This window comes from Burkholderia sp. 9120 (assembly GCF_000745015.1).
GTDB lineage: Bacteria > Pseudomonadota > Gammaproteobacteria > Burkholderiales > Burkholderiaceae > Paraburkholderia.
In genome coordinates this window covers 679,035-700,882 of the sequence record NZ_JQNA01000001.1, presented here as the reverse complement: position 1 = coordinate 700,882, position 21,848 = coordinate 679,035, and the positions used below count along the sequence as shown (strand labels likewise).

Sequence of the window (21,848 nt, the reverse complement as noted above, 5' to 3'; positions counted from 1 at the left end):
TGCCGGAAACCATTCCGTCCACGGGCTTCCCATCACGAACGCAGGAGACAACCATGACATTCGACGGTTCGGCCATCAAGACGTTGCTTGACAACGCGGTTTCGACCGGCGGCATTCACGGCATCGCGGCCGTGGTCGTCGACCGTAACGGCCCGCTGTTTCATCACGCGGCCGGCGAGGCAAGCGAGCATACGATGTTCCGCAACGCGTCGATGACGAAGGCCGTGGCCACCACGGCGGCGCTGCAGTTCGTGGAGAAGGGGCTGCTGAATCTCGACGCCACCGTCGAATCGATTCTGCCGGCGTTCGGCGAGTTGCAGGTATTGGACGGCTTCGACGGCGACACGCCGCGGTTGCGCGCGCCCGCCAGCAAAGCCACCGTGCGCCAACTGATGACACACACCGCCGGTCTCGGCTACTTCTTCCTCAGCGAAAAGCTGATGCGCTATCACGAGGTGACGGGTGTGCCTCACCCGCTGTCGGGACAGAAGCAGAGTTTCTCCGCGCCGCTCGTCAACGATCCCGGCACGGTCTGGGAATACGGCACCAACACCGACTGGCTCGGACTCGTCGTCGAGAAACTGGCGGGGCAGAGTCTGGGCAGCTATATCAGGCAGCACGTGTATGAGCCGCTGGGTATGAACGACTCGACCTTCGAACCGAACGCGGATCAGCGCGGCAGACTGCTGCGCGTGATGCAGCGCCAGGCCAGCGGCACACTTGCGCCCGCAACGATCGATCTTCCGCCCGTTTCCGAATGGGACGCCGCCGGCCATGGCTCGTATGGCACCGTGCAGGACTACGGCCGCTTCGTGCAGGCATGGCTCAACGACGGCGCCGGCATCCTCGAACCGGCGACCGTGCGGATGGCGTTGCAAAACCATATCGGGCAAATCACGTTGCCCGAGTTGATGAAATCCACGATGCCCGAACTGTCGAACGACACGCCCGGCGCGCCGTGGCCGCAGAGTTGGGGGCTGGGCTTCCACCTGACGCTCACCGATCTGCCGGGCATGCGCAGCAACGGCAGCGGCGACTGGGCCGGCGTGTTCAATTCGTTCTACTGGATCGATCGCGCGAAGGGCATCGGCGCGGTGCTGATGACACAGTTGCTGCCGTTCTTCGACATGCCGGTGATCGAGACGCTGATCGGTTTCGAAACGGCGGTCTATCAGCAGGTGGGAGCGGCCGTACCGGCGGCGTGATGTTTGCACCGACAGCGGCATCGAGCGCGACCATCGCCTGAAGAAGTACGACAAGCGGCGCTGAACTGCGCAGAATTAGATCGACCCGTGGATCGCGGCGCGCGCGGCAAGTTGTCCGCGCGCGTAGAATCCCGGCTCTCTCGAAGCGCTGCTGGCTTGTCACTGCAACACACGCGGAACCGACATGGAAATCAAGTGGATCGAAGACTTCATTGCGCTTGCCCGATATCAAAGCTTCTCCCGGGCAGCGGAATTTCGGAGCGTCACGCAGTCCGGCTTCAGCCGGCGCATTCAGTCACTTGAACAATGGGTGGGCGCCGATCTGATCGACCGCAGCAGTTTTCCGCCGTCGCTCACGCCGGCGGGCCGTCTGTTCCGCGAAGCCGCCGAAGACATCCTCGAGAAGCTTTTCGACACCCGCGCGATTATCCGCACCGAGCAGAGAATGGCCGGCAAAGGCCTGCAGATTGCAGCCGGCCACACCATCGCGCTGAGCTTTCTGCCCGCCTGGCTGAAGGCGTTGACCGCGCATGTCGGCGAGGTGCGCGCGCGGGTGATTCCGACGAACGTGCACGACTCCATTCTGATGCTCGTCAACGGCAACTGCGAGCTGATGTTTGCGTATCACCATCCCGAGTTGCCGCTGCATCTCGACCCGGTGCGTTATCAGCATCTGACGGTCGGCGTCGATACCTTCATGCCGGTGTGCCGGCCCAACGAGCGCCTCGCGCCCGCATTCCGCTTGCCGGGAACCGCGAACCGTCCGCTGCCGCTCATCTCGTACACGGAAACCAGTTACGTCGGCCGCTGCCTCGCGCTGCTTCTCGGTCGCGCAAGCGCGGCGCCGGTGCTGCAACTGCATTACGAATCGGACATGGCCGAAGTGTTGAAGAAACTCGTCATGGAAGGCGAGGGCCTCGCGTGGCTGCCGAAAAGTTCGATCACGGCCGAACTCGAATCCGGCGAGCTGGTTCCCGCCGGGCGCGCCGAATGGCATCTCGAAGTCGAACTGCGCGTTTACCGCGACGCGTCGAATCGCAGCGAGTTTCTGGAGACGCTGTGGGGGCATATTCGCGCGACCAGCCAGCCTTCGTGATAGGGTTTTCACGGGTTATGCGAAATCAGCATAGGCGCATGCAGTACTAGCATCGACGTTTTTTTGAGGTTCCCTAATATCCGTTCAGACACAGAGACCGGCTAACACAGCACGGTTTCTGCCTTTCCTGCGCGTGGTGTGCGACTCGCTCACCGGCGCTACCCCTGGACGGATTCACATGAAGAATCGCCTCACTCTCTATATCTTTGTCGGCATGGTGCTCGGCGTTGTCGTCGGGTACATCTGTCACCGCTCGGTGGCGAATGCCGCCGAAGCAAAGGCCGTTGCCGGCTACTTCTCGATCATCACCGACATCTTTCTTCGGCTCGTGAAGATGATCATCGCGCCGCTGGTGTTCGCGACGCTCGTCTCCGGACTCGCGGGCATGGCGGGAACCAGCGACGTGCGCCGCATCGGCTTCCGCTCGGTGGGATGGTTCCTGTGCGCGTCGCTGCTGTCGCTCGCGCTCGGTCTGGTGCTGGCGAATGTCTTTCAACCCGGCGCGGGGCTCAATCTGGTGCAGACCAGCGCCGACGTCAGCACCGGGCTGAATACCGCCGGTCTGAACTTCAAGGATTTCGTTACTCACGCGTTTCCGACCAGCATCATCGACGCGATGGCGCGCAACGACATTCTGCAGATCCTCGTGTTCTCCGTGCTGTTCGGCGTGGTGCTGAGCGTGATCAGGAGCGACCCGCGTGTCGCGCCGCTGGTGGCCGGCGTCGACGCGCTCGTGCCCGCCATGCTGAAGCTGACCGACTACGTGATGCGCCTCGCGCCGATCGGCGTGTTCGGCGCGCTGGCCTCGGCGATCACCGTGCATGGGCTGGATGTGTTGACGACTTACGGCAAGCTGATCGGCAGCTTCTACGTGGGCCTCGTCCTGCTGTGGACGCTGCTCGTGGCGGTCGGCTATGTCTTTCTCGGCAAGCAGATCTGGGCGTTACTGAAGGCGATTCGCGAACCCGCCATGCTCGCGTTCTCGACCGCGAGTAGCGAAGCGGCGTACCCGCGGCCGACGGAAAAGCTGGAGGAATTCGGCGTCGATAAGAAGGTGGTCGGCTTCACGCTGCCGCTCGGCTACGCGTTCAATCTCGACGGTTCGATGATGTACCAGGCGTTCGCGGCGATTTTCATCGCGCAGGCTTTCGGCATGGATATGCCGCTGGGCACGCAGATCATGATGCTGCTGGTGCTGATGGTGAGCAGCAAGGGCATGGCGGGCGTGGCGCGCGGTTCCGTGGTGGTTGTTGCGGCGGTGGCGCCGATGTTCCACCTGCCGCCTTCCGGTGTCGTGCTGATCCTCGCGATCGACCAGATCCTCGATATGGGCCGAACCGCCACCAACGTGATCGGCAACAGCATCGCGACGGCGGTGATTGCGAAGTGGGAAAACAAACGCGCGCTCAAGCGGGGGACGGTGACTGTCGCGGATGAACCGGCTTTCGTGCAATTGCAAGGTGAGGCCAAATGACCGAAGGGCCGGTAAAGAGCGCGCGTAAGTTTGGCGTGGTGGGCGGACTCGGACCGCTCGCCAGCGCGGATGTATTTTTCAAACTCGTCAAATCGACGCCCGCCACGAGCGACGCCGAACACTTCGACGTGTTCTTCGAGCAGCACCCGTTCCGAACCTCCGGTGCGGGAACGGAGGCGACGACGGAGCGCAAGCTGTACATCTTCGATCTGATCAGCCGTTTCGAGAAGCAGGGCGTGACGACGGTCGTGCTGCCTTGCTTTCTCAGTCACACCTTTATCGATGAACTGCGGGCCAACTCGCCGCTGCAGATCGTCGATATGGTCGAGGCCGTACGGAGTCACGTTCGACGGCGCTTTCCGTCGGTGCGTCGCATCGGCGTGCTTGCCTCGGACTACACGCGTCGCAAAGGGCTGTTCGAGCGGTATTTTGCGTCGCCCGAATTCGAGGTGGTCTATCCGCGCCCGCGGAACGGCCTGGATCTCGTCACCGAGGCGGTGTACGGCGCGGAGGGGGTGAAGAGCGGGAACCTGAATGGCCGGCCGGCGACGCTGTTACGCGAAGCATGCGAGGACCTGATCGCGCAGGGCGCGACGATCATCGTTCCGGGGCTGACGGAAATCGCACTGGTTGCCGGAGAGATCGGGCCGTTGCCGGTGCCGCTGCTCGACTCGAATCTGGCGTACGCGCAGTACGTGGTGTCGGGGCAGTACTCGTCGCCGGAAACCTTGTTCAAGGTGGGCGTGGTGGGCGGCGTGGGTCCGGCGGCGACGGTGGACTTCATTCACAAGATCGTGCGCAATACGCCCGCCAAACGGGATCAGGATCACATCAAACTACTGGTCGAACAGAACCCGCAGATTCCGGATCGCACGGAGAGTCTGATTGGCGATGGTCCCGATCCGACCATCTCCCTTTACGCGACCTGCAAGAAGCTCGAAGCGGGCGACGCGGATCTCATCGCGATTCCGTGTAACACCGCGCATGCGTTCGTCGAACGTATCCAGCCTTATCTCAGCATACCGATCGTGAACATGCTGACGGTGACGGTCCGCTATCTGCGCGAGCACTTTCCGTCGTTGCGTTCGGTCGGCGTGCTGGCGACTTCGGGGACCGTGGAAAGCGGCGTCTATGAAAAGGCGCTGATGTCGCAAGGCTTGCAGCAGGTCCTGCCGGGCCCGGCTTTGCAGGCTCGCGTGATGGACGCCATTTACGGCGAAGAGGGCGTGAAGGCGGGCTTCACGAGTGGACAGTGCCAGCTCGATATCGCCGCCGCGATCGATGGACTCATCGCGCAAGGCGTGGAGGTTGTCATTCTCGGTTGCACCGAATTGCCGCTTCTGCTTCCACAATCGGATTACGTGGCGACGAATGGCAAGTCGGTCCACCTTGTGGATCCCACCGACGTGCTGGCCCGGCAATGCGTTGCTTACGCCACGGCCGCTGCCACCGGCGCTGCCGTTACAGCGGAAACACTCTGCGTCTAATCGACCTCAACACCTCTTCACCTCTTCTCCCGGCCTCGTGACCTGCACGAGGGCCGGGCGACGCACTACGCCTGTCATGTCCAACTATCGAGGAATTCATGCTCACAGCCAACGAACGTATCGAACACGATCTTCTCGGCGACCTCGCCGTGCCCGCGTCGGCCTATTACGGCGTGCATACGTTGCGCGCATTGGAGAACTTCCCGATCACCGGTATTCCTATTTCGGTGTATCCGAATCTCATCAATGCGCTGGCGAGTGTCAAGGAGGCGGCTGCACTCGCGAATTACGATCTTGGGCTGCTCAGCGAGCTCAAGATGTCGGCCATCGTTCAAGCGTGCAGACAGGTCCGCTCCGGGGTTGCGCATGAGCACTTTGTGGTGGACGTCATTCAGGGCGGCGCCGGCACGTCCACCAACATGAACGCGAATGAAGTCATCGCCAATCTCGCGCTCGAACACCTCGGGCATCAGCGAGGCGAGTACGGCGTTCTTCATCCCAATGAGGACCTCAACCTCGGTCAAAGCACCAACGACGTGTACCCCACGGCGCTGAAGATCGCCACCTATGCGGGCATCATGCAACTGATCGACGCGATGGGCGTGCTGCGGGCGTCGTTCGAACGCAAGGCGGAAGAGTTCAGAAGCGATCTGAAGATGGGGCGGACGCAATTGCAGGACGCCGTGCCGATGACGTTAGGGCAGGAGTTCAGCACCTTCGCCGTGATGCTCGGTGAAGACGAGGAACGCCTCAGGGAAGCCTCGAAACTGATCTGCGAGATCAACCTGGGCGCGACGGCGATTGGTACGGGCATCAATACCCACCCGCAGTACGCGGGGCTCGTCTGTACTCATTTGAGCAGCGTGACGGGCATTGCGCTCACCACGTCGCCGAATCTGGTGGAGGCGACTCAGGACGTCGGTTCGTTCGTGCAATTGTCCGGCGTGCTGAAGCGGGTTGCCGTGAAACTGTCGAAGACCTGCAATGATCTGCGGCTTCTGTCGAGCGGTCCGCGCGCGGGGTTGGGGGAAATCAATCTGCCGCCGGTGCAGGCGGGCTCCAGCATCATGCCGGGCAAGGTCAATCCGGTGATTCCGGAAGTGGTCAACCAGATCGCGTTCGAGGTGATCGGCAACGACGTGACCGTGAGTTTTGCGGCGGAGGCCGGGCAGCTTCAGCTCAACGCGTTCGAACCGATCATCGCGCACAGTCTGTTCAAAAGCGTGGCGCATCTGCGGGCAGGGTGCTTGACGCTGGCGTCCCGATGCGTCGACGGGATCACCGCCAATCGCGACCGGTTGCGTGCCATCGTTGAGAACTCGATCGGAATCGTGACCGCGCTCAACCCGTACATCGGCTATACGCATGCGACGGAAGTCGCGCAGGAAGCGCTCGCTTCCGGTCGCAGCGTGGCGGAGATCGTGGTCGAGAAAGGGCTGTTGAGTCAGGCGCAACTCGATGAGATTTTGCAGCCTGCGATGTTGACGCAGCCGAGGAAGGTGGGGGCGGTGTCGTAAGCGGTGGATTGACCGGCGGCTGCGGCTGTGACGCCGCCGGTTATTGAACTCAGCGCAGGTTCAGTGCACGCAGTTTGCAGCGGCTGCGCCACTGGGCATCGCCACGGTTTTAGCCGAACCACGAAAAAGCCCGTCCAGCCCAATAGACTCCTATAGCCGCACCGATTGGTCAATAGAGACGTGTGCTCAATTGCTCATCGGCGACGCCAGTCCGATACTCGTCTTAACGTCCCCTCGCTCATAAAAATCATGGCCATGCCAACGATGAGAGCAGACCTATTCGACGCCGCGCGTTCCCGGTTCTTATGCGGGTTTGCCCGCAAGATTCAGGGCAGCGCCGGTACAGGGGCCGCGAGACTCAAGGGAGCCTGACATGGCGTACACCGATCTGGCGGTACTTGGGGGAGTCGGGGTTCTCGCACTGGCTTGCCTCGCCGTATGCGGCGTGTATGTGTACTGGGGCAGCGACCGATATCGCAATCGGCAGCGGCGACGCGCCGCGCAAAAAAGCGTCGCCCAGTTGGCGGCTCCAGATAACAAAATCCTTACAGGAGCGCGAGCCACCATGGGTACGGAACTCAGTCACCTCTGCAAGACCTCCCTGTATCGGGCCGTGTTCAGCCATGATCGCGACGATAGCGTCGTGTTTCTGAGCGCCGACAGCCGCGACGACGCGCGAGCGCGCGCGGCCGCCGCGCTGGCCGCGATTCATCGCCTCGAGGTCCCGGAGGTGACGCTCAGCAATCTCGCTTCGTTTCGCGAACTGGTCGACATCGGCGTTAGCGACGATGAAGACATGCGGATCTTCGAGCTGGCGTGGAAAGGCCCGCAGGTCAGCGCATGGGCCGAGCATCCGCTGTTTCTGATCAACGATCCGAGTCTGCTCGGCAAGTGGGCCGAACTCTATGCGGATCTGGCGCGGGAAGTCGCGCTCGCCGCGATCGACCGGGCGCGAGGCTAACCGCGTAACAACGCCGCCTGTTCAGCAGCGCCCGGTGATTGCCAGTGCGCACGCGCGCGCTGACAATCCTCCCGGCAGCCATATTCCGTATGGCTTCTTCCTGATTACTTCTTGTCCACCGTCACCAGATCCTTGTCCTTGCTGTCCGCGACGAAAATAGCGAGCAGCTTGGCGGGTTCGGTGTCGCTCGCGTTCTCGCTGACGGTGTGATGGGCGCCCGGCTTTTCGGTCCAGTGTTCACCGGCGTGATAAACGTGCGTCTCGCCGCCGTTGACCTGGCTGCGGATCGCGCCGGACAGCACATAGCCGACCACGAACGCCTGTCCATGCCGATGCGCGGGCGTCTTGCCGCCGGGCGCATAGTCCACGATCAACGCGGTCATTGTCTTGCCCGGCACGTTGGCGATCGGTTCGACGAAGGCCGGCGCGATGGTTTCGCGCGGCGCAGCGGAAGCAGCAGTGGCAGCGGCGGGGGCCGAGGCTTCCGCGGCGTAGACGGTTTGCGAAGCGGTGGCGACCGAGAGAACGGCGAACGTCGTCGCCGTGATGAGTGATCGGAGATTCATGACGGATTTCCTGCCTGGATGATTTCAATAACCGATTTAACGGCAACACGCTTCCCGACGATTCGGATGACGAATCGCCCAATACGTCAGTAAGGGAAGTTATTCGACTGCGATTACGCGGTCAGCGACGCTTCGTCAGCTTCGACCGGCGACAGCTCATTCGCCCATTGCGCGGCGACGGCGTCCAGCTCGCGATGCGCGCGTTCGAGCGCTTCGATGCGAGCTTGCTGATCCGAGAACTGCAGCGGCTGCGCATCGACGAAGGTGGGGTTCGCTACGCCGATAAATCCGAACGCGGCTTTCAATGCCGGTGTGAGCGCGTCCATCGACGAGAACCGGGCGGCGCGCAGATCCGCACCGCGACTCGTGATGAAGATGGTTTTCTGCCGCTGGAGTTGCCCTTCGATCCGACCGTCCGCGGTATTCACGTACGTGAGCCCGGTGCGCGTGACGTTGTCGATATAGGCCTTGAACGCGGACGGCATCGACCAGTTGTACATCGGCATGGCGAAAATCAGTGCGTCGGCATCGAGCAGGCGCTGGCACAACGCGTCCGAAGCAGCCAACGTTGCCTTCATGGCCGGTGTGCGCTCGTGCTCCGGCGTGTAGGTGGCAATCGCGAACGCTTCGGTGACGTGCGCGGGCGTATCGACCGTGACGTCCAGATAATCGATGTCGAACTCCACGCCTTCACTGCGCAAGCGTTCGATGAAATAGCGGCTCAACGCGCGTGAGTTGGAACGTTCGCGCTTGGCGCTCGCGTCGACGTGCAGGACTTTCATGACTTCTCTCCTTGATGGGAATTTCGATGAGGATTGCCGCTCTCGCTGCGGCGTGTGGACGAGCGGTGCCCGAGCCACTTGACGACCTGATGCCCGTAGGTGGCGGGCGCTTTTTCGACCGTGCGCGTTGCCAGATCGGCTAACGAATGCGCGGCGAGGGATTCGGTCATGCGCTTTTCGGCGTCCAGCATCACGGCATGGATCGAACACACGCCGCGCGTGGCCCATGCCGGCGGCTTATCGCCGAACACCGCGCAATTCGCGCGGATTTCACGGCAATCGAACAGCGCCTTGTTGCCGTCGATTGCATTCACGACGTCGAGCACGCTGATCTCGGCCGCCGGCCGCGCTAGCCGGAAACCACCCCGTACGCCCTCGGTCGCGGCAACAATGCCGGCCCGCGAGAGCTTGGTGAACAGCTTGGCGACGTACTCCACCGGCACACCCTGAAGCTCCGCGAGATCTTTCGCGCTGGCGTCGCTCACGCCAGCGGCGGGATCGCTGAGATAGAGCAGGCAATGCAACCCATACTCGACACCTGTGCTGATGTGTGACATTTCCTTAACTCCGACTCACGATATCGTAGTTAGAAATGTAATCGACTTTGGCCTCGGGTGCAACCCCAGGTTCCTGGAACACAGTGTTGCTTGGCCGTGGTGGCGCCCGGTTCGGTACGCCTCACGCGGCAGGGCACAGAGTAGGCGGTGCGTCGGCTGCGGCAAATAGCCGGTTCCGGCGATTTTCAGGTGACCAGCGCAGCGCGCGCGGGTTGGGCGGCGGGGGTTAACGCACTTCGGGAGCGAGGGGTCCCGCTCCCGAATCGGTCTTTCGCGAAGAGGCTTGTTATTCGATTATTCGAGCGCCGCAGCCGGACCGAAGAACTCGTAGCGGCTTTGCGACTCGGGCACGCCGACCGCCTTGAGATGCTGCTTCATGGCCTTCATGAAGGCGATCGGGCCAAGAAAATAGACATCGATGTCGCGCGTTGTGGGCAGCCAGCGATCGAGCCGCGCCTCGTCGAGATAGCCGATCCCGTGCGCGTCGGCGTCCTGCGCGCGGCGCTGCTCATAGCAGTAGAAGCGCTTCAGTTGCGGATGACGCGCGGCGAGTTGATCGATCGTGTCGCGGAACGCATGCACGCCACCGTGTCGCGCGGCATGGATGAAATGCACCGGACGTCCGCTGCCGAGCGCGGCCTGCAGCATCGCCAGCGTCGGAGTGATGCCAACGCCGCCGCTGATCAGCACGAGCGGTTTGTCGCCGGGTTGAAGCGTGAAATCGCCGGCCGGCGCGAACAGGTCCAGCGTATCGTTTTCGGCGATCTGCTCGTGCAGGTAATTCGACACCTTGCCATTCGGCTCGCGCTTGACGCTGATGCGGTACTCGCGGCCATCGGCCATGGCCGACAGCGAATAGTTGCGGCGCACTTCAACGCCGTCTATCACGAGCCGCACGCCGATGTACTGGCCCGGCTCGAACGCGAGCAATTCACCGCCGTCGTCGGGGCGCAGATGGAACGACGTGATCTCGTCGCTCTCGCGCACCTTGCGGGCCACGCGGAACCGCCGCGTACCGCGCCAGCCGCCGGGCGCCGCCTCTCTGTCGGCGTACATCGTTTCTTCGATGCCGATCAGCAGATCGGCGAGTTGCTGATACGCGGCGGCCCAGGCTTCGATCACCGCGTCGGTGGCGATCTCCGCGCCGAGCACTTCGCGGATGGAGCGCAGCAGGCATTGGCCGACAATCGGATAGTGCTCGGGCAGGATATTCAGCGCGACGTGCTTGTTAGTGATTTGTCCGACGAGACCGCCGAGTTGATCGAGTTTGTCGATATGGCGCGCGTACATCAGCACGCCGTTGGCGAGCGCGCGTTGCTGCGCGCCGCTGGCCTGATTCGCCTGGTTGAACAGCGGGCGCACCTCGGGATGCTCGTTGATCAGCAGGTCGTAGAAGTGCGTGGTCAGCGCTTCGCCGCCGCTTTCGAGAAGCGGCACGGTGGCTTTGACGATGGCGCGATGGTCGGGGGAAAGCATGGAAGAGTCCTCGTGGTGAGTGGGTGACGGGCCGGACCTCGGCCGATGCCTTCTCTATCCATGTTTCGTGCCAGGTGTAAAATTCAAACAAATCAACGAGCTAATTTTAAATATGGTCGATTCGACTCTGGTCAAAGAGACTCCGTCTGCAGTCGGATTGACTGCGCGGGCGGTGCTGGATGCGCTGACGCCACTGATCCAGGATCTGTCGCGCGAGCTGTCCGACAGCGAGCGCTTTCGCCGCTTGTTGAGCAGTCTGCGCACGCTGTTTCCCGGCGACGCCGCGGCGCTGTTGCGCCTTGAAGGCGACACGCTGGTGCCGCTCGCGATCGACGGCCTGAGCAGCGATACGCTCGGGCGGCGCTTTCGTGTCAGCGAGCATCCCCGCTTCGCGCAATTGCTATCGCGGCCGGAGCCGACCCGGTTCGCCGCCGACTCCGATTTGCCCGACCCCTACGACGGCCTGGTGCAGGGCGTGGCGGGGCATCTCGAGGTCCACGATTGCCTGGGCTGTCCGCTATTGATCGGCGGCCGCCCGTGGGGGCTTCTCACTCTCGACGCGTTGAACCCGGCGCGCTTCGACGCGATCGACATGGCGTCGTTGCAGGCCTTCCTGAGCCTCGCGGCGGCGACCGTCAGCGTGGTGGAGCGAATCGACACACTGGCGCGCACGGGCGAAGAAGAACGGCGGCGAGCCGAAGCGTATCGGCAGGCGAGCGGGCAGAGCCGTCGCGAGATGGTCGGCAGCAGCGAGTCGCACAAGCATCTGATCGAAGAAATCGAAGTGGTGGCCGGCAGCGATCTGACCGTGCTGATTACCGGCGAGACCGGGGTCGGCAAGGAACTCGTGGCGAACGCGATTCACGCGCTGTCGTCGCGGGCCGGCAAGCCGATGATCAGTCTCAACTGCGCGGCGTTGCCGGATACGCTGGTGGAAAGCGAATTGTTCGGGCATGTGCGGGGCGCGTTTTCCGGCGCGTCGTCGGACCGGCGCGGCAAATTCGAACTCGCCGATGGCGGCACGCTGTTTCTGGACGAGGTCGGCGAGTTGCCGCTCGCCGTGCAAGCCAAGTTACTGCGCGTACTGCAAAACGGCCAGTTGCAGCGAATCGGCTCGGATCACGAACACAAGGTCGACGTCCGGCTGATCGCCGCGACGAATCGCGATCTCGCCGAAGAGGTGAGGGCGGGCCGCTTTCGTGCCGACTTTTATCACCGCCTCAGTGTTTATCCGCTGCGTGTGCCGCCGTTGCATGAACGCGGCCGCGACGTGTTGTTGCTGGCGGGCTTTTTCCTCGAAGAAAACCGCTCGCGGCTCGGCTTGCTGAGTCTGCGTCTCGCCGCCGACGCGCAAGCCGCGCTGCTGCGTTATCCCTGGCCGGGCAACGTGCGCGAACTCGAACATCTGATTGGACGTAGCGCGCTCAAGGCGCTGGCGAGCAATCGCGAACGTCGGCGGATTCTCACGTTGAACGCGGCGGATTTCGCTTTTTCCGGTGCGCTTGGCGGCGAACCGCAGGAAGCCGTGCCTGTGTCTGCGCCGGCCGTCGTGGAGAAGGATTTCCGCAGCGCGGTGACGGCGTTCGAGCGAAGCATCGTGGTCGAGACCTTGGAGCGGCATCAGCAGAATTGGGCCGCGGCGGCGCGTGAACTCGGCCTCGATCGCGCGAACCTCAACCGGCTCGCGAAGCGGCTCGGTTTGAAGTAGCGCGGCACGCCGGTGCGCGACTAGCGCGTCGACGCCGGGAAAAGCGGCTCGACGGCGCTAAAGCGGCTGCGCAAGCAAGCCTCGAAGCGCCGCTCGCTCCAACCCGCATGCGACACCAGCGAAAGACCCAGCGCCCAGATCGACAGCATGTGCGCGAAAAAATCGCCGCTGCCCAACGGAAACGTCGTCGCGTCAGGCGCGTGCAGGTAATAGACGCCGCGCATCAAGCGTGTTTGCCAGGCCATGTCGGCGAACTGTTCGTCGTAAGCCGACGCAATCAGCGCCTCCAGCGAGCCGAGCACGGCCGGCACGCCGCCATGCCGCGTGACGAGCATCGCGGCCAGCACGGCTTCGAACGGCCCCACCGCGGGGCCTCGCGCGGGCATCGCCACGCGTGCGAAGCCGTCGTGAATATGGCGGTAAGCCGCGTGCAGCAAAACGTCGATCGACCGGAAGTGGTAGCTCACCAGCGAGCCGCCGATCCCCGCCTCTTTGGCTACCGCGCGATGCGTCAGCTCGGCCAGGCCGCCGCGCGACATTACCAGCGCCGCGGCATTCAGAATCCCGCGCCGCGCCTGAGCGGACTTGTCGCTGGCCGGCGGCGTGTGTTGCGCCGCGCGCTGTTGCAGCAGTGCGATCACGTTCGCGCGAAACGCCACGGGGCAGGCGGGCTTGCCTTGGCCGAGCGCGGCGTCGACGGCGTAACGCAGCAGTTCGTCATTGAGCAGCGGCATTAGCGAATGCCGACGGCAGCCTAACGACGCGACCTCGACCCCGATCGTCAACTCGACGAGATAGCGCGCCGCATGGTTCGGTCGCGGCACGAGGCCGTTCAGCAGTCGCGCGAAAAAGCGGCGGTGCTCGCTCAGCCAGCGTCGCGCCGCGACGCGCGCGGCACCGTCACGCGTGGCAGTCATCAGCGCGGACAGTCGCGCGCGTGTGCGGTCGGCATTCGCGCCGCAGGCGTCCGCGACGAGGCTGCGCACGATCGCCTGCACGTTTTCCATTTCGACAGGGGCGTTTGACGACGACGTGTCCGGCAAGGCATCCGCATAGGGGCGAAGCCGTGCGGCGTCTTCACGCAACGCGCTCTGCACGAGTTGCAATAGCAGGTGCTCCTTGCTGCCGAAGTGATGCTGCACCGTCGCGACCGACACCTCGGCGGCCTCGGCCACGGAACGGAAGGTCACGCCGACCGGGCCGTGATCGCGCATGAGCGCGGTGGCGGCATGGATCAGCAACTCGGCCGTGGAGACGTTCTGGCTGGGCGCGTTCATGGCTTGGCGGGGCAAGCGGCAGGCCGTTTCAGGTGCTCGGCAGAGCTGGAAAATTGTTTGTACATTTGTACTATTTAAAAGTTGATTGCCAGAAATTTGCAGATATTTTTCGATTTTTTCCGGTTATGTGCACGTCGATTGACTGAACATCTGTAATACATGAGTAACAATTCTCTCGGACAATGCGCTTCGCCATGTGATCGGCATCAACGCATGCGTGCCCGTTTCGAGGACGCATGCCGCGGCGTCGCCCACGCGGAATTCTAGTCGAACACCCATCGACGCCCGAACGAAGGCTCGCACCCCCAGCCCGCTTCATGAGACGAAGGGATACAACGCGTATAGCGCGTCGTAGGGATTCGCTCATCCATAGAAAAGACCAGCCACGCATTACCAGAAGATTCGATTCCAACAGGAGAATGAAGTTGATCATGGATAGGCGGCAGTTCCTCAAATTGAGCGGATTCATTACCGTGTCGACCCTCGGCGCGTCGCTCGCGGCCTGTGGCGACTCGGTCGGGATACCTCTCCCGCCGGCGGGAACCTACAGCTTCCCGCAAGGCATCGCGTCCGGCGATCCACGTTCGAACAGCGTCGTGCTGTGGACGCGCGTTACTAGCCACAGCGTGAGCGGCGACTTTCCGTTGCGAGTGCAACTGTCCGCCACGCAGGATTTTTCGCAGCCGTTGGTGGATCAACCGCTGTCGGCGACCGCGCAGTTCGGCAATACCGTGCGCCACAAGGTGCAGGGCTTGCAGCCGTATCAGCACTACTACTACCGCTTCATCGCGGGTGGCGACGTCAGCCCGACCGGACGCACGAAAACCGCCCCGGTGGCGGGCATGGCCGGCGAGCCGTCGCAGGTCCGCTTCGCGTATATCAACTGCCAGTCGTGGACCGCGAACCACTGGGAGGCGATGAACCTCGCCGCCGCGGAAGACGACCTCGATTTCATCGTCAATCTGGGCGACTACATCTACGAGCTGACGATTCCGAGCGGCCGCACCGAAGCCGCGCACGGGCCGCTGACCTTACCCAACGGCAGCAGTTTCCTGATTCCCGGCACGACCACCCAGGTGCCGTACGCTGTGACGCTCAACGACTATCGCTATCTGTATCAGACCTATCGCAGCGATCCGCGCCTGTTGAATCTGCACGCGCTGTTTCCGATGATCTCGGTCTGGGACGATCACGAGTTCTCCGACGACTGCTGGCTCGACCACGAAACCTACGACGAAGCCCAGACCGCCGAACCGCAGCGCCGTTGCGACGCTACGCAAGCATGGTTCGAATACATGCCGGTGGACATGGACGACGTGCAATACGACCCGTCCAGCACCGGCTTCCAGAACATTTCGATTTATCGCGACTTCTCGTTCGGCTCGCTGGTCGATCTGGTCATCACGGACCAGCGGCTGTTCCGCGAAGCGCATCCGATTCCGCCCTCGGCCGTGCCGCCGCCGACCAATTTCCTCGCCAAGGGCTCGCGCTATCTGATGGAAAAGTCGATGCTCGACGCCTACGACGATCAGCTCACGGCGCAGAACGGCCGGCCGCCGAGCGTGCTGGGCGTGACGCAGACCGAGTGGCTCAAGCAGCGGCTGTCCACGTCGACGGCGGCATGGAAGATCTGGGGCAGCGAGGTCACGTTCCTGAAGATCAACGTGCCGCTGCCGGACCCGGCCACGCCGGGCGCGACCACGGAATACGTGGTGTACGGCGATTCGTGGGAAGGGTATCCGGGCAGCAAGAAGGACATTACGACGTATATCGGCGCGAACAAAATCAGCAACGTGGTGTCGATTTCCGGCGACATTCACGCATTTCTGGCGGGCGTCGTGATGGACGACCAGGACGCGCCGAACCCGCAGCCGGTCATGACCGACTTCGTGAGCGCGGGCATCAGTTCGAGCAGTTTCTACAGTTCGCTGCTGTCGCTGTTCCTGCCGGTGGCGCCCGCGCTCGCGCCGCTCGTCGTCCAGACCCAGCCGAACGGGTCGACGAAGAATGTCTGGGACGCCTCCGTGCAAGCCTATAACCCGGAAATCGCGCACGCGGATTGCGACTCGATCGGCTATGTCAGCGTCACGGTCACGAAAGACCAGTTCGCCGCCGTGTTCAACAAGGTCAATCCGGTCGTGACGCAGGGCGCGTTGCCGTCGCCGATTCTCAACTCGCGCACGCAATTGACGTTGAATAACGGCAGCTTCTCGATCGCCGTGACGCCGTTGTCGAGCTGAGTGTTGGGAGCCTGAGTGGACTTGTCGTCGGGCGCTTCGCGGTACACGCCGCGAAGCGGGCGGGGCGCGCATCCCAGGTTAGACTTCGTGGATGGAAAACATCGATCTAACCAGCGTGGTTCGTCGGCTGTCGCCGGGAACGCAATTCATTGCCGGCAAGCCGGCTGATGAAGACGTGTGGACGTTCAACGGAGAAGCAGATGAGCAGTGAAAAATCGAAGCGTGCGCGTCGCGCCGCGGAGGACCTTTTCGGCGGACTGCCGGCCAGCGGTTCCACGGCCGCGAGCCGCCCGTCGAACCCTTTCGGCGACCCGTTCTCCAAGTCAACCAGTTTCGTGCCCGCAGACGACTTGCTGATCACCTTGCCGGCTGAAATGGAACTGCCGCCCGGCTATGCCGATTCGGCGGCCATGCGCGACGCGCTCACGCGCGCCTGGCGGATGGACTGGATCAAGGTGGGGAAAGACGAGTGTGTGGTCAGATTGCCGGTCGACTGGATCGCGGATAAATCGGTGGACGGCGTGCTGCGTATCAAGGGCGCCGGCATCGTGCGTGCCGAGGGCCGGCTGGTGAAAGGCGCCACGCTGCTGATCCTGCCGCGTTACTACCTGAAGGCGGAGTTCCACGACCTGAACGAACACTGCCGGATCGTCGTGCGGGACCGCGCGCGTAACAACGCCATCCTCAAGGAATCGTTCTGGGACACGCGCAGCGGCCCGAATCATCCGCAGTGGAAGGTGCTGTCCGACTGGCTCGACACGCAATACCCCGCCCACCGCGACCCGCTCCGCTATTGGGACGATTGCGAAGACAACGTTCGCTCCGCCTGAGCCGCGCATTGCCATGTCGCATCTGAAATACCTGACCGGTTATCCGGCGCCGCTGCAGGAGAAGGTCAAGAAGCTGATCGCCGAGGAGCAACTCGGCGCGTATCTCGCCGAGCGTTATCCGAACACGCACGACGTGCAAACCGACCGGGCCTTATATGCGTACTGCGCCGATCTGAAGCGAGAACATTTGCGCAGCGCGGAGCAGATCGACAAGGTTACGTACGACAGCAAGCTCGACGTCGTCCGTCACGCGCTCGGGCTGCACACCAGCATCTCCCGCGTGCAGGGCGGCAAGCTCAAAGCGAAGAAGGAAATCCGCGTTGCGTCGCTGTTCAAGGCGGCGGCGCCGGAGTTTCTGAAAATGATCGTCGTCCACGAACTCGCGCATCTGAAGGAAAGCGATCACAACAAGGCTTTCTACCGCTTGTGCGAGTTCATGCAGCCGGGTTACCACCAGATCGAATTTGATTTGCGTCTGTATCTGACGCATCGCGACCTGGCGAAGAGCCAGGTCGCGCGCCCGGTACTTTAGGTTTTAGCCCGCAAGCTTCAAGCCCGCAAGCCTCAAGCTTCAGGCCGCCACGGCCTCGTGCGTTTCGAGCAATTCACCCGTTTCACTCACAGTGACTTTCGACGCTTTCAACAGCACCGGAATCGACTTCGACGTCGGCGTGCCCGCGCCGTCGGCGACGGAAGAGAGCGGCACCAGCGGATTCGTCTCCGGATAGTAAGCGCCGAGGCAACCGCGCGGAATGTCGTACTCCACCAGCAGGAAACCGTCGGCGTGACGCTCGATGCCGTCGGCCCACACGCTCGTGATATCCACGCGCTGACCGACCGAGAAACCGAGCATCGCGATATCGTCCTTATGGGCGAACAGCACGCGCCGTTGTCCGTAGACGCCGCGATAACGGTCGTCGAGGCCGTAAATCGTCGTGTTGTACTGGTCGTGCGAACGCGTCGTCATCAAGGTCATCAGACGCTCGCCGTATTGCTTGCGCGCCTGGTGAATCGGCGTGTCGACCGCAATCGCATGCACCAGAAACTGCGCCTTGCCGCTCGGCGTTTTCCAGATCCGCTCGCGTGACGCGACACCGAGGTGAAAGCCGCCGGGGGTCTTGAGCCGCTCGTTGTAATCGTGAAAGCCTTCGATCACTTGCGCGATGCCGTCGCGGATCAGCGAGTAATCCGCCGTCTGCGCGAGCCAGTCCACTTTGTCGCTGCCGAGCGTGGCCTTCGCCATACGCGCGACGATCGCGATCTCCGACAGCAGATTCTCCGACGCCGGTTTGTTCATACCGTACGAGATGTGCACCATGCTCATCGAGTCTTCGACGCTCACGCCTTGCGCCACGCCATTCTGCAGATCGATCTCGGTGCGCCCGAGGGTCGGCAGAATCAGCGCGTCGCGGCCGTGAATAAGATGGCTGCGATTCAGCTTGGTGGTGATGTGTACGGTCAATGCGCAGGAACGCATCGCTTCCCACGTACGCGGCGTGTCGGGCGTCGCGATCGAGAAGTTGCCGCCGAGGCCGATGAACACCTTCACCTTGCCGTCGAGCATCGCCTGAATCGTGTTGACCACGTCGAGTCCGTGCTCGCGCGGCGGCTCGAAATCGTAGACCTCGCCGAGCCGGTCGAGAAACGGTTGGGTCGGCCGTTCTTCAATGCCGACCGTGCGGTCGCCCTGCACGTTCGAGTGGCCGCGCACCGGGCACAGACCCGCGCCGCGCCGGCCGATATTGCCGCGCATCATCATCAGGTTCGACAGCAACTGAATCGTCGGCACCGAATTCTTGTGTTGCGTGAGACCCATGCCCCACGTCGAAATCACCGCGCGGCCCTTCACGTAGATGTCGGCGAGTTTCAGCACCTCGTCGAACGGCACGCCGGCTTCGGCGACGATGGTGTCCCAGCTTTCGGCGCGCAGGTCGTCGGCGAACGCGTCGAAGCCCACGGTGTGTTGCGCGAGGAATTCGAGGTCCAGCACGCGTTCGAGACTGGAGGCCTGCGCTTCGTCGTCGAGTTCGATCACGCGTTTGGCCACGCCCTTGATCAGCGCGAAGTCACCGCCGACCTTCGGGCGAATGAACACGGAGCTGATCTTCGTGCTCCCCATGGTCAGCATTTCCACTGGATGCTGCGGACTCGCGAAGCGTTCCAACCCGCGTTCCTTCAGCGGATTGATCGACACGATGGTCGCGCCGCGCTTCGCGCATTCGCGCAGTTCGCCGAGCATGCGCGGATGGTTGGTGGCCGGATTCTGGCCGAAGATCAGCAGCGTGTCGGCGTGTTCGAAATCGTCGAGCGTGACCGTGCCCTTGCCGATGCCGACCGTGCCTGGCAAACCGCGGCTGGTCGCTTCGTGGCACATGTTCGAACAGTCGGGGAAGTTGTTGGTGCCGTACATGCGCACGAACAACTGGTAGAGGAAGGCGGCTTCGTTGCTGGCGCGGCCGGAGGTGTAGAAGGCGGCGTCGTCGGGATGGTCGAGCGCGTTCAGATGGCGCGCGATCAGGTCGAACGCTTCGTCCCAGCCGATCGGCACGTAACGGTCGCGCAGCGCGTCGTAGACGAGCGGATCGGTCAGGCGGCCGTGCTGTTCGAGTTCGAAATCGGACTGCGCCATCAGCGCTTCGACCGTGTGTTCTTCGAAGAACGCGGGCGTGACGCGTTTGCTGGTCGCCTCGGCGGCGACCGCCTTCACGCCGTTCTCGCAGAACTCGAAGGTGGACGCGTGCTCGCGGTCCGGCCATGCGCAGCCCGGGCAGTCGAAGCCGTTCGGCTGATTCTGCTTGAGCAGCGTGCGGTAGTTGCCGCCCGCGACCTTTTCCTTGAGCAGGTTGATGGCGACGTATTTCAGCGCGCCCCAGCCGGCGGCGGGGTGCGTGTAGGGTTCGATGCGAGCTTCGGGTTTCTTCATGATCTTGCCGCCGGATGGGCCTCGACATGGCTTTTAAGCCGATACCGTGAGCCTACTGTGTTCCAAATAGCGCGCAGCATACAGAAAATTGGAAAGGGGAGGGATACAGTTGCGGGGCTTTTGGCATAGACTGGCGTCCCAGCCCATGCCGGCGTGAGCGTTCTTTGAATGTTCTCTGCGTGTTCTTTTGAACGCCCCGGCGTTTTCTGTGAGCCCAATCCTTGAAACTGTACGAAAAGCTTGCCGCGGAAATGACGGAGGCCGTACGCCGTGGCGTGTTCGCGCCGGGCGAGCGGATTCCGTCGGTGCGGCAAGCGAGCCAGCAGCACGGCGTCAGCATCAAGACGGTGCTGCATGCGTATGCGTTGCTGGAAAGCCTGGGGATCGTCGAGACCCGTCCGCAGTCGGGCTATTTCGTACGCGACGCCGCGGCCACGGCCGCCGCGCTCGACCGGGCGGCTGTTTCGGCGGTGTCCGCTGTCTCAGCCGTCTTCGATCAGCAGCGCCTGACCCGCCAGCCCGCGCCGCAGGCGTCGCCGGTAGCCGCCGCGGTCGACGTGAGCCGGCTGGTGCTGTCCACACTGCGCAGCATTCGGGCGCACGACGCCGTGCCGTTCGGCTCGCCGTATCCCGATCCGTCGCTGTTCCCCTGGCGGCGCATCAACCAGTACGCGAACGCGATCGCGCGACGTCAGGCGAGCTGGAATCTGATCGACGATTTACCGCCGGGCAACCCCGAACTGATTCGCCAGATCGCGCGGCGTTACGCCGAAAACGGCGTGCCGGTCGATCCGGGCGAGATCGTCATCACGCTCGGCGCGACCGAGGCGATCAACCTCAGCCTGCAAGCCGTCGCCAAACCGGGCGACACGGTGGCCGTCGAATCGCCGACCTACTACGCAATGCTGCACGCGATCGAACGTCTGGGCATGCGCGCGATCGAGGTGGCGACGCATCCGGTGCACGGCATCGAGATCGACGCGCTGGCGCGAGTGATTGCCGAACAGAAGATCGCCGCCTGCATGGTGATGCCGAACTTCCAGAATCCGCTCGGTTTCCAGATGCCCGACGCGCGCAAACAGCAACTCGTCGAACTGCTCGGCGCGCACGACATTCCCGTGATCGAGAACGACGTCTATCAGGAACTGTATTTCGGCGACACGCGGCCTTCGACGCTGAAGAGCTTCGACACGCGCGGCCTGGTGCTGCATTGCGCGTCGTTTTCGAAGAGTCTGACCGCGTCGTACCGGATCGGTTGGGCGCTGCCGGGACGGTATCGCGCGCAGGTCGAGAAGCTGAAGTTTCTCAACACGCTGACCACGCCGTCGGTGCCGCAGGTCGCCGTGGCGGATTATCTGCGCAACGATGGTTACGATCGGCATTTGCGGCACGTGCGCAAGGTTTACCGGCAGCAGGCGCGCATCATGACGGCGCTGGTGCAGCGGTTTTTTCCGACCGGCACGCGGATGTCGACGCCGCAGGGCGGCTATGTGCTGTGGGTGGAATTGCCCGAGCGGGTGGACTCGATGCGGCTCTACCAGGCGGCGCTCGCGCGTAGCATCACGGTGGGGCCGGGGATGATGTTTTCGACGCGTAACGATTTCCGGCATTTCATCCGGCTGAACTACAGCTATCCGTGGACGGCGCAGACGGAAGCGGCGTTGAAGACTTTGGGCGAACTGGTCACGCAGATGGCGTGAGTCCACGGAGCGGCATCTGATGAGATTGACGGATTAGGCGGAGAGACTG

At 62.9% G+C, this 21,848-nt stretch carries 17 protein-coding genes; 11 read left to right on the top strand and 6 right to left on the bottom strand.

Annotated elements, in window-relative coordinates; all coding sequences use genetic code 11:
• Positions 1–53 precede the first annotated feature (53 nt).
• The 6 genes from FA94_RS03035 (at position 54) to FA94_RS03010 (ending at position 7,740) form a co-directional block, all read left to right on the top strand.
• Positions 54–1,205 (top strand): serine hydrolase domain-containing protein, encoded by a 1,152-nt coding sequence (locus FA94_RS03035; protein WP_035546606.1) that lies wholly within the window; start codon positions 54–56, stop codon positions 1,203–1,205.
• A gap of 184 nt (positions 1,206–1,389) precedes the next feature.
• Complete coding sequence (locus FA94_RS03030; RefSeq protein WP_035546604.1) at positions 1,390–2,301, top strand: LysR substrate-binding domain-containing protein; 912 nt, start codon at positions 1,390–1,392, stop codon at positions 2,299–2,301.
• A 178-nt stretch (positions 2,302–2,479) separates the two neighbouring features.
• Positions 2,480–3,775: a dicarboxylate/amino acid:cation symporter gene (locus tag FA94_RS03025; protein ID WP_035546601.1), complete on the top strand. Its 1,296-nt coding sequence runs from the start codon at positions 2,480–2,482 to the stop codon at positions 3,773–3,775.
• A complete protein-coding gene (gene cuyB / locus FA94_RS03020; protein WP_035546599.1) occupies positions 3,772–5,262 on the top strand; it encodes a cysteate racemase in 1,491 nt (496 codons plus the stop codon). The genes FA94_RS03025 and cuyB overlap by 4 nt, the downstream gene beginning before the upstream one ends.
• Positions 5,263–5,360: 98 nt before the next feature.
• Entirely contained in the window at positions 5,361–6,779 is a 1,419-nt protein-coding gene (aspA, locus tag FA94_RS03015) for an aspartate ammonia-lyase (protein WP_035546596.1), read from the top strand.
• Positions 6,780–7,344: 565 nt separating this feature from the next.
• The gene (locus FA94_RS03010; RefSeq protein WP_231584839.1) at positions 7,345–7,740 is read left to right on the top strand and encodes a hypothetical protein; all 396 of its coding nucleotides are present in this window, start codon (positions 7,345–7,347) and stop codon (positions 7,738–7,740) included.
• Between the two features lie 104 nt (positions 7,741–7,844).
• Here FA94_RS03010 and FA94_RS03005 read toward each other — a convergent pair whose 3' ends face one another.
• The 4 genes from FA94_RS03005 to hmpA form a co-directional block, all read right to left on the bottom strand.
• A complete protein-coding gene (locus FA94_RS03005) occupies positions 7,845–8,306 on the bottom strand; it encodes a cupin domain-containing protein (protein ID WP_035546591.1) in 462 nt (153 codons plus the stop codon).
• Between the two features lie 113 nt (positions 8,307–8,419).
• Positions 8,420–9,088 (bottom strand): FMN-dependent NADH-azoreductase, encoded by a 669-nt coding sequence (locus tag FA94_RS03000; RefSeq protein ID WP_035546588.1) that lies wholly within the window; start codon positions 9,086–9,088, stop codon positions 8,420–8,422.
• Positions 9,085–9,645, bottom strand: coding sequence for an RrF2 family transcriptional regulator (locus FA94_RS02995; protein ID WP_051980319.1), 561 nt, complete (start codon positions 9,643–9,645; stop codon positions 9,085–9,087). The genes FA94_RS03000 and FA94_RS02995 overlap by 4 nt, the downstream gene beginning before the upstream one ends.
• A gap of 294 nt (positions 9,646–9,939) precedes the next feature.
• Positions 9,940–11,121, bottom strand: a complete 1,182-nt coding sequence (hmpA, locus tag FA94_RS02990) for an NO-inducible flavohemoprotein (RefSeq protein ID WP_035546586.1) — start codon at positions 11,119–11,121, stop codon at positions 9,940–9,942.
• A gap of 112 nt (positions 11,122–11,233) precedes the next feature.
• Between hmpA and norR the strand changes: the two genes are divergently transcribed.
• Complete coding sequence (gene norR / locus FA94_RS02985; protein WP_035546583.1) at positions 11,234–12,829, top strand: nitric oxide reductase transcriptional regulator NorR; 1,596 nt, start codon at positions 11,234–11,236, stop codon at positions 12,827–12,829.
• A gap of 20 nt (positions 12,830–12,849) precedes the next feature.
• On the opposite strand, the gene FA94_RS37165 is transcribed toward norR, so the two are convergent.
• Positions 12,850–14,106: a TetR/AcrR family transcriptional regulator gene (locus FA94_RS37165; protein WP_051980318.1), complete on the bottom strand. Its 1,257-nt coding sequence runs from the start codon at positions 14,104–14,106 to the stop codon at positions 12,850–12,852.
• A 431-nt stretch (positions 14,107–14,537) separates the two neighbouring features.
• On the opposite strand from FA94_RS37165, the gene FA94_RS02975 reads away from it, so the two are divergent.
• The 3 genes from FA94_RS02975 to FA94_RS02965 all read left to right on the top strand — a co-directional run bounded on the left by FA94_RS02975 (position 14,538) and on the right by FA94_RS02965 (position 17,708).
• Positions 14,538–16,346 carry an alkaline phosphatase D family protein gene (locus FA94_RS02975; RefSeq protein ID WP_035549143.1) on the top strand — a complete coding sequence of 603 codons (1,809 nt, stop codon included), beginning with the start codon at positions 14,538–14,540 and terminating at the stop codon, positions 16,344–16,346.
• A gap of 200 nt (positions 16,347–16,546) precedes the next feature.
• Positions 16,547–17,176 carry a hypothetical protein gene (locus tag FA94_RS02970; RefSeq protein ID WP_035546580.1) on the top strand — a complete coding sequence of 210 codons (630 nt, stop codon included), beginning with the start codon at positions 16,547–16,549 and terminating at the stop codon, positions 17,174–17,176.
• A 13-nt stretch (positions 17,177–17,189) separates the two neighbouring features.
• Positions 17,190–17,708: a M48 metallopeptidase family protein gene (locus FA94_RS02965; protein WP_035546578.1), complete on the top strand. Its 519-nt coding sequence runs from the start codon at positions 17,190–17,192 to the stop codon at positions 17,706–17,708.
• Between the two features lie 39 nt (positions 17,709–17,747).
• Here FA94_RS02965 and FA94_RS02960 read toward each other — a convergent pair whose 3' ends face one another.
• Complete coding sequence (locus FA94_RS02960; RefSeq protein WP_035546574.1) at positions 17,748–20,099, bottom strand: FdhF/YdeP family oxidoreductase; 2,352 nt, start codon at positions 20,097–20,099, stop codon at positions 17,748–17,750.
• Between the two features lie 221 nt (positions 20,100–20,320).
• Here FA94_RS02960 and FA94_RS02955 point away from each other — a divergent pair, with 221 nt between their 5' ends.
• Positions 20,321–21,799, top strand: coding sequence for an aminotransferase-like domain-containing protein (locus FA94_RS02955; RefSeq protein WP_035546573.1), 1,479 nt, complete (start codon positions 20,321–20,323; stop codon positions 21,797–21,799).
• The last annotated feature ends 49 nt before the right edge of the window (positions 21,800–21,848 follow it).

Coding starts and splice junctions, on each gene's coding strand:
- FA94_RS37165 (WP_051980318.1), bottom strand. CDS start 14,106: ATGAACGCGCCCAGCCAGAACGTCTCCACGGCCGAGTTGCTGATCCAT.
- norR (WP_035546583.1), top strand. CDS start 11,234: ATGGTCGATTCGACTCTGGTCAAAGAGACTCCGTCTGCAGTCGGATTG.
- cuyB (WP_035546599.1), top strand. CDS start 3,772: ATGACCGAAGGGCCGGTAAAGAGCGCGCGTAAGTTTGGCGTGGTGGGC.
- FA94_RS02970 (WP_035546580.1), top strand. CDS start 16,547: ATGAGCAGTGAAAAATCGAAGCGTGCGCGTCGCGCCGCGGAGGACCTT.
- FA94_RS02975 (WP_035549143.1), top strand. CDS start 14,538: ATGGATAGGCGGCAGTTCCTCAAATTGAGCGGATTCATTACCGTGTCG.
- aspA (WP_035546596.1), top strand. CDS start 5,361: ATGCTCACAGCCAACGAACGTATCGAACACGATCTTCTCGGCGACCTC.
- FA94_RS03010 (WP_231584839.1), top strand. CDS start 7,345: ATGGGTACGGAACTCAGTCACCTCTGCAAGACCTCCCTGTATCGGGCC.
- FA94_RS03005 (WP_035546591.1), bottom strand. CDS start 8,306: ATGAATCTCCGATCACTCATCACGGCGACGACGTTCGCCGTTCTCTCG.
- FA94_RS03035 (WP_035546606.1), top strand. CDS start 54: ATGACATTCGACGGTTCGGCCATCAAGACGTTGCTTGACAACGCGGTT.
- FA94_RS02995 (WP_051980319.1), bottom strand. CDS start 9,645: ATGTCACACATCAGCACAGGTGTCGAGTATGGGTTGCATTGCCTGCTC.
- hmpA (WP_035546586.1), bottom strand. CDS start 11,121: ATGCTTTCCCCCGACCATCGCGCCATCGTCAAAGCCACCGTGCCGCTT.
- FA94_RS03000 (WP_035546588.1), bottom strand. CDS start 9,088: ATGAAAGTCCTGCACGTCGACGCGAGCGCCAAGCGCGAACGTTCCAAC.
- FA94_RS03025 (WP_035546601.1), top strand. CDS start 2,480: ATGAAGAATCGCCTCACTCTCTATATCTTTGTCGGCATGGTGCTCGGC.
- FA94_RS03030 (WP_035546604.1), top strand. CDS start 1,390: ATGGAAATCAAGTGGATCGAAGACTTCATTGCGCTTGCCCGATATCAA.
- FA94_RS02960 (WP_035546574.1), bottom strand. CDS start 20,099: ATGAAGAAACCCGAAGCTCGCATCGAACCCTACACGCACCCCGCCGCC.
- FA94_RS02965 (WP_035546578.1), top strand. CDS start 17,190: ATGTCGCATCTGAAATACCTGACCGGTTATCCGGCGCCGCTGCAGGAG.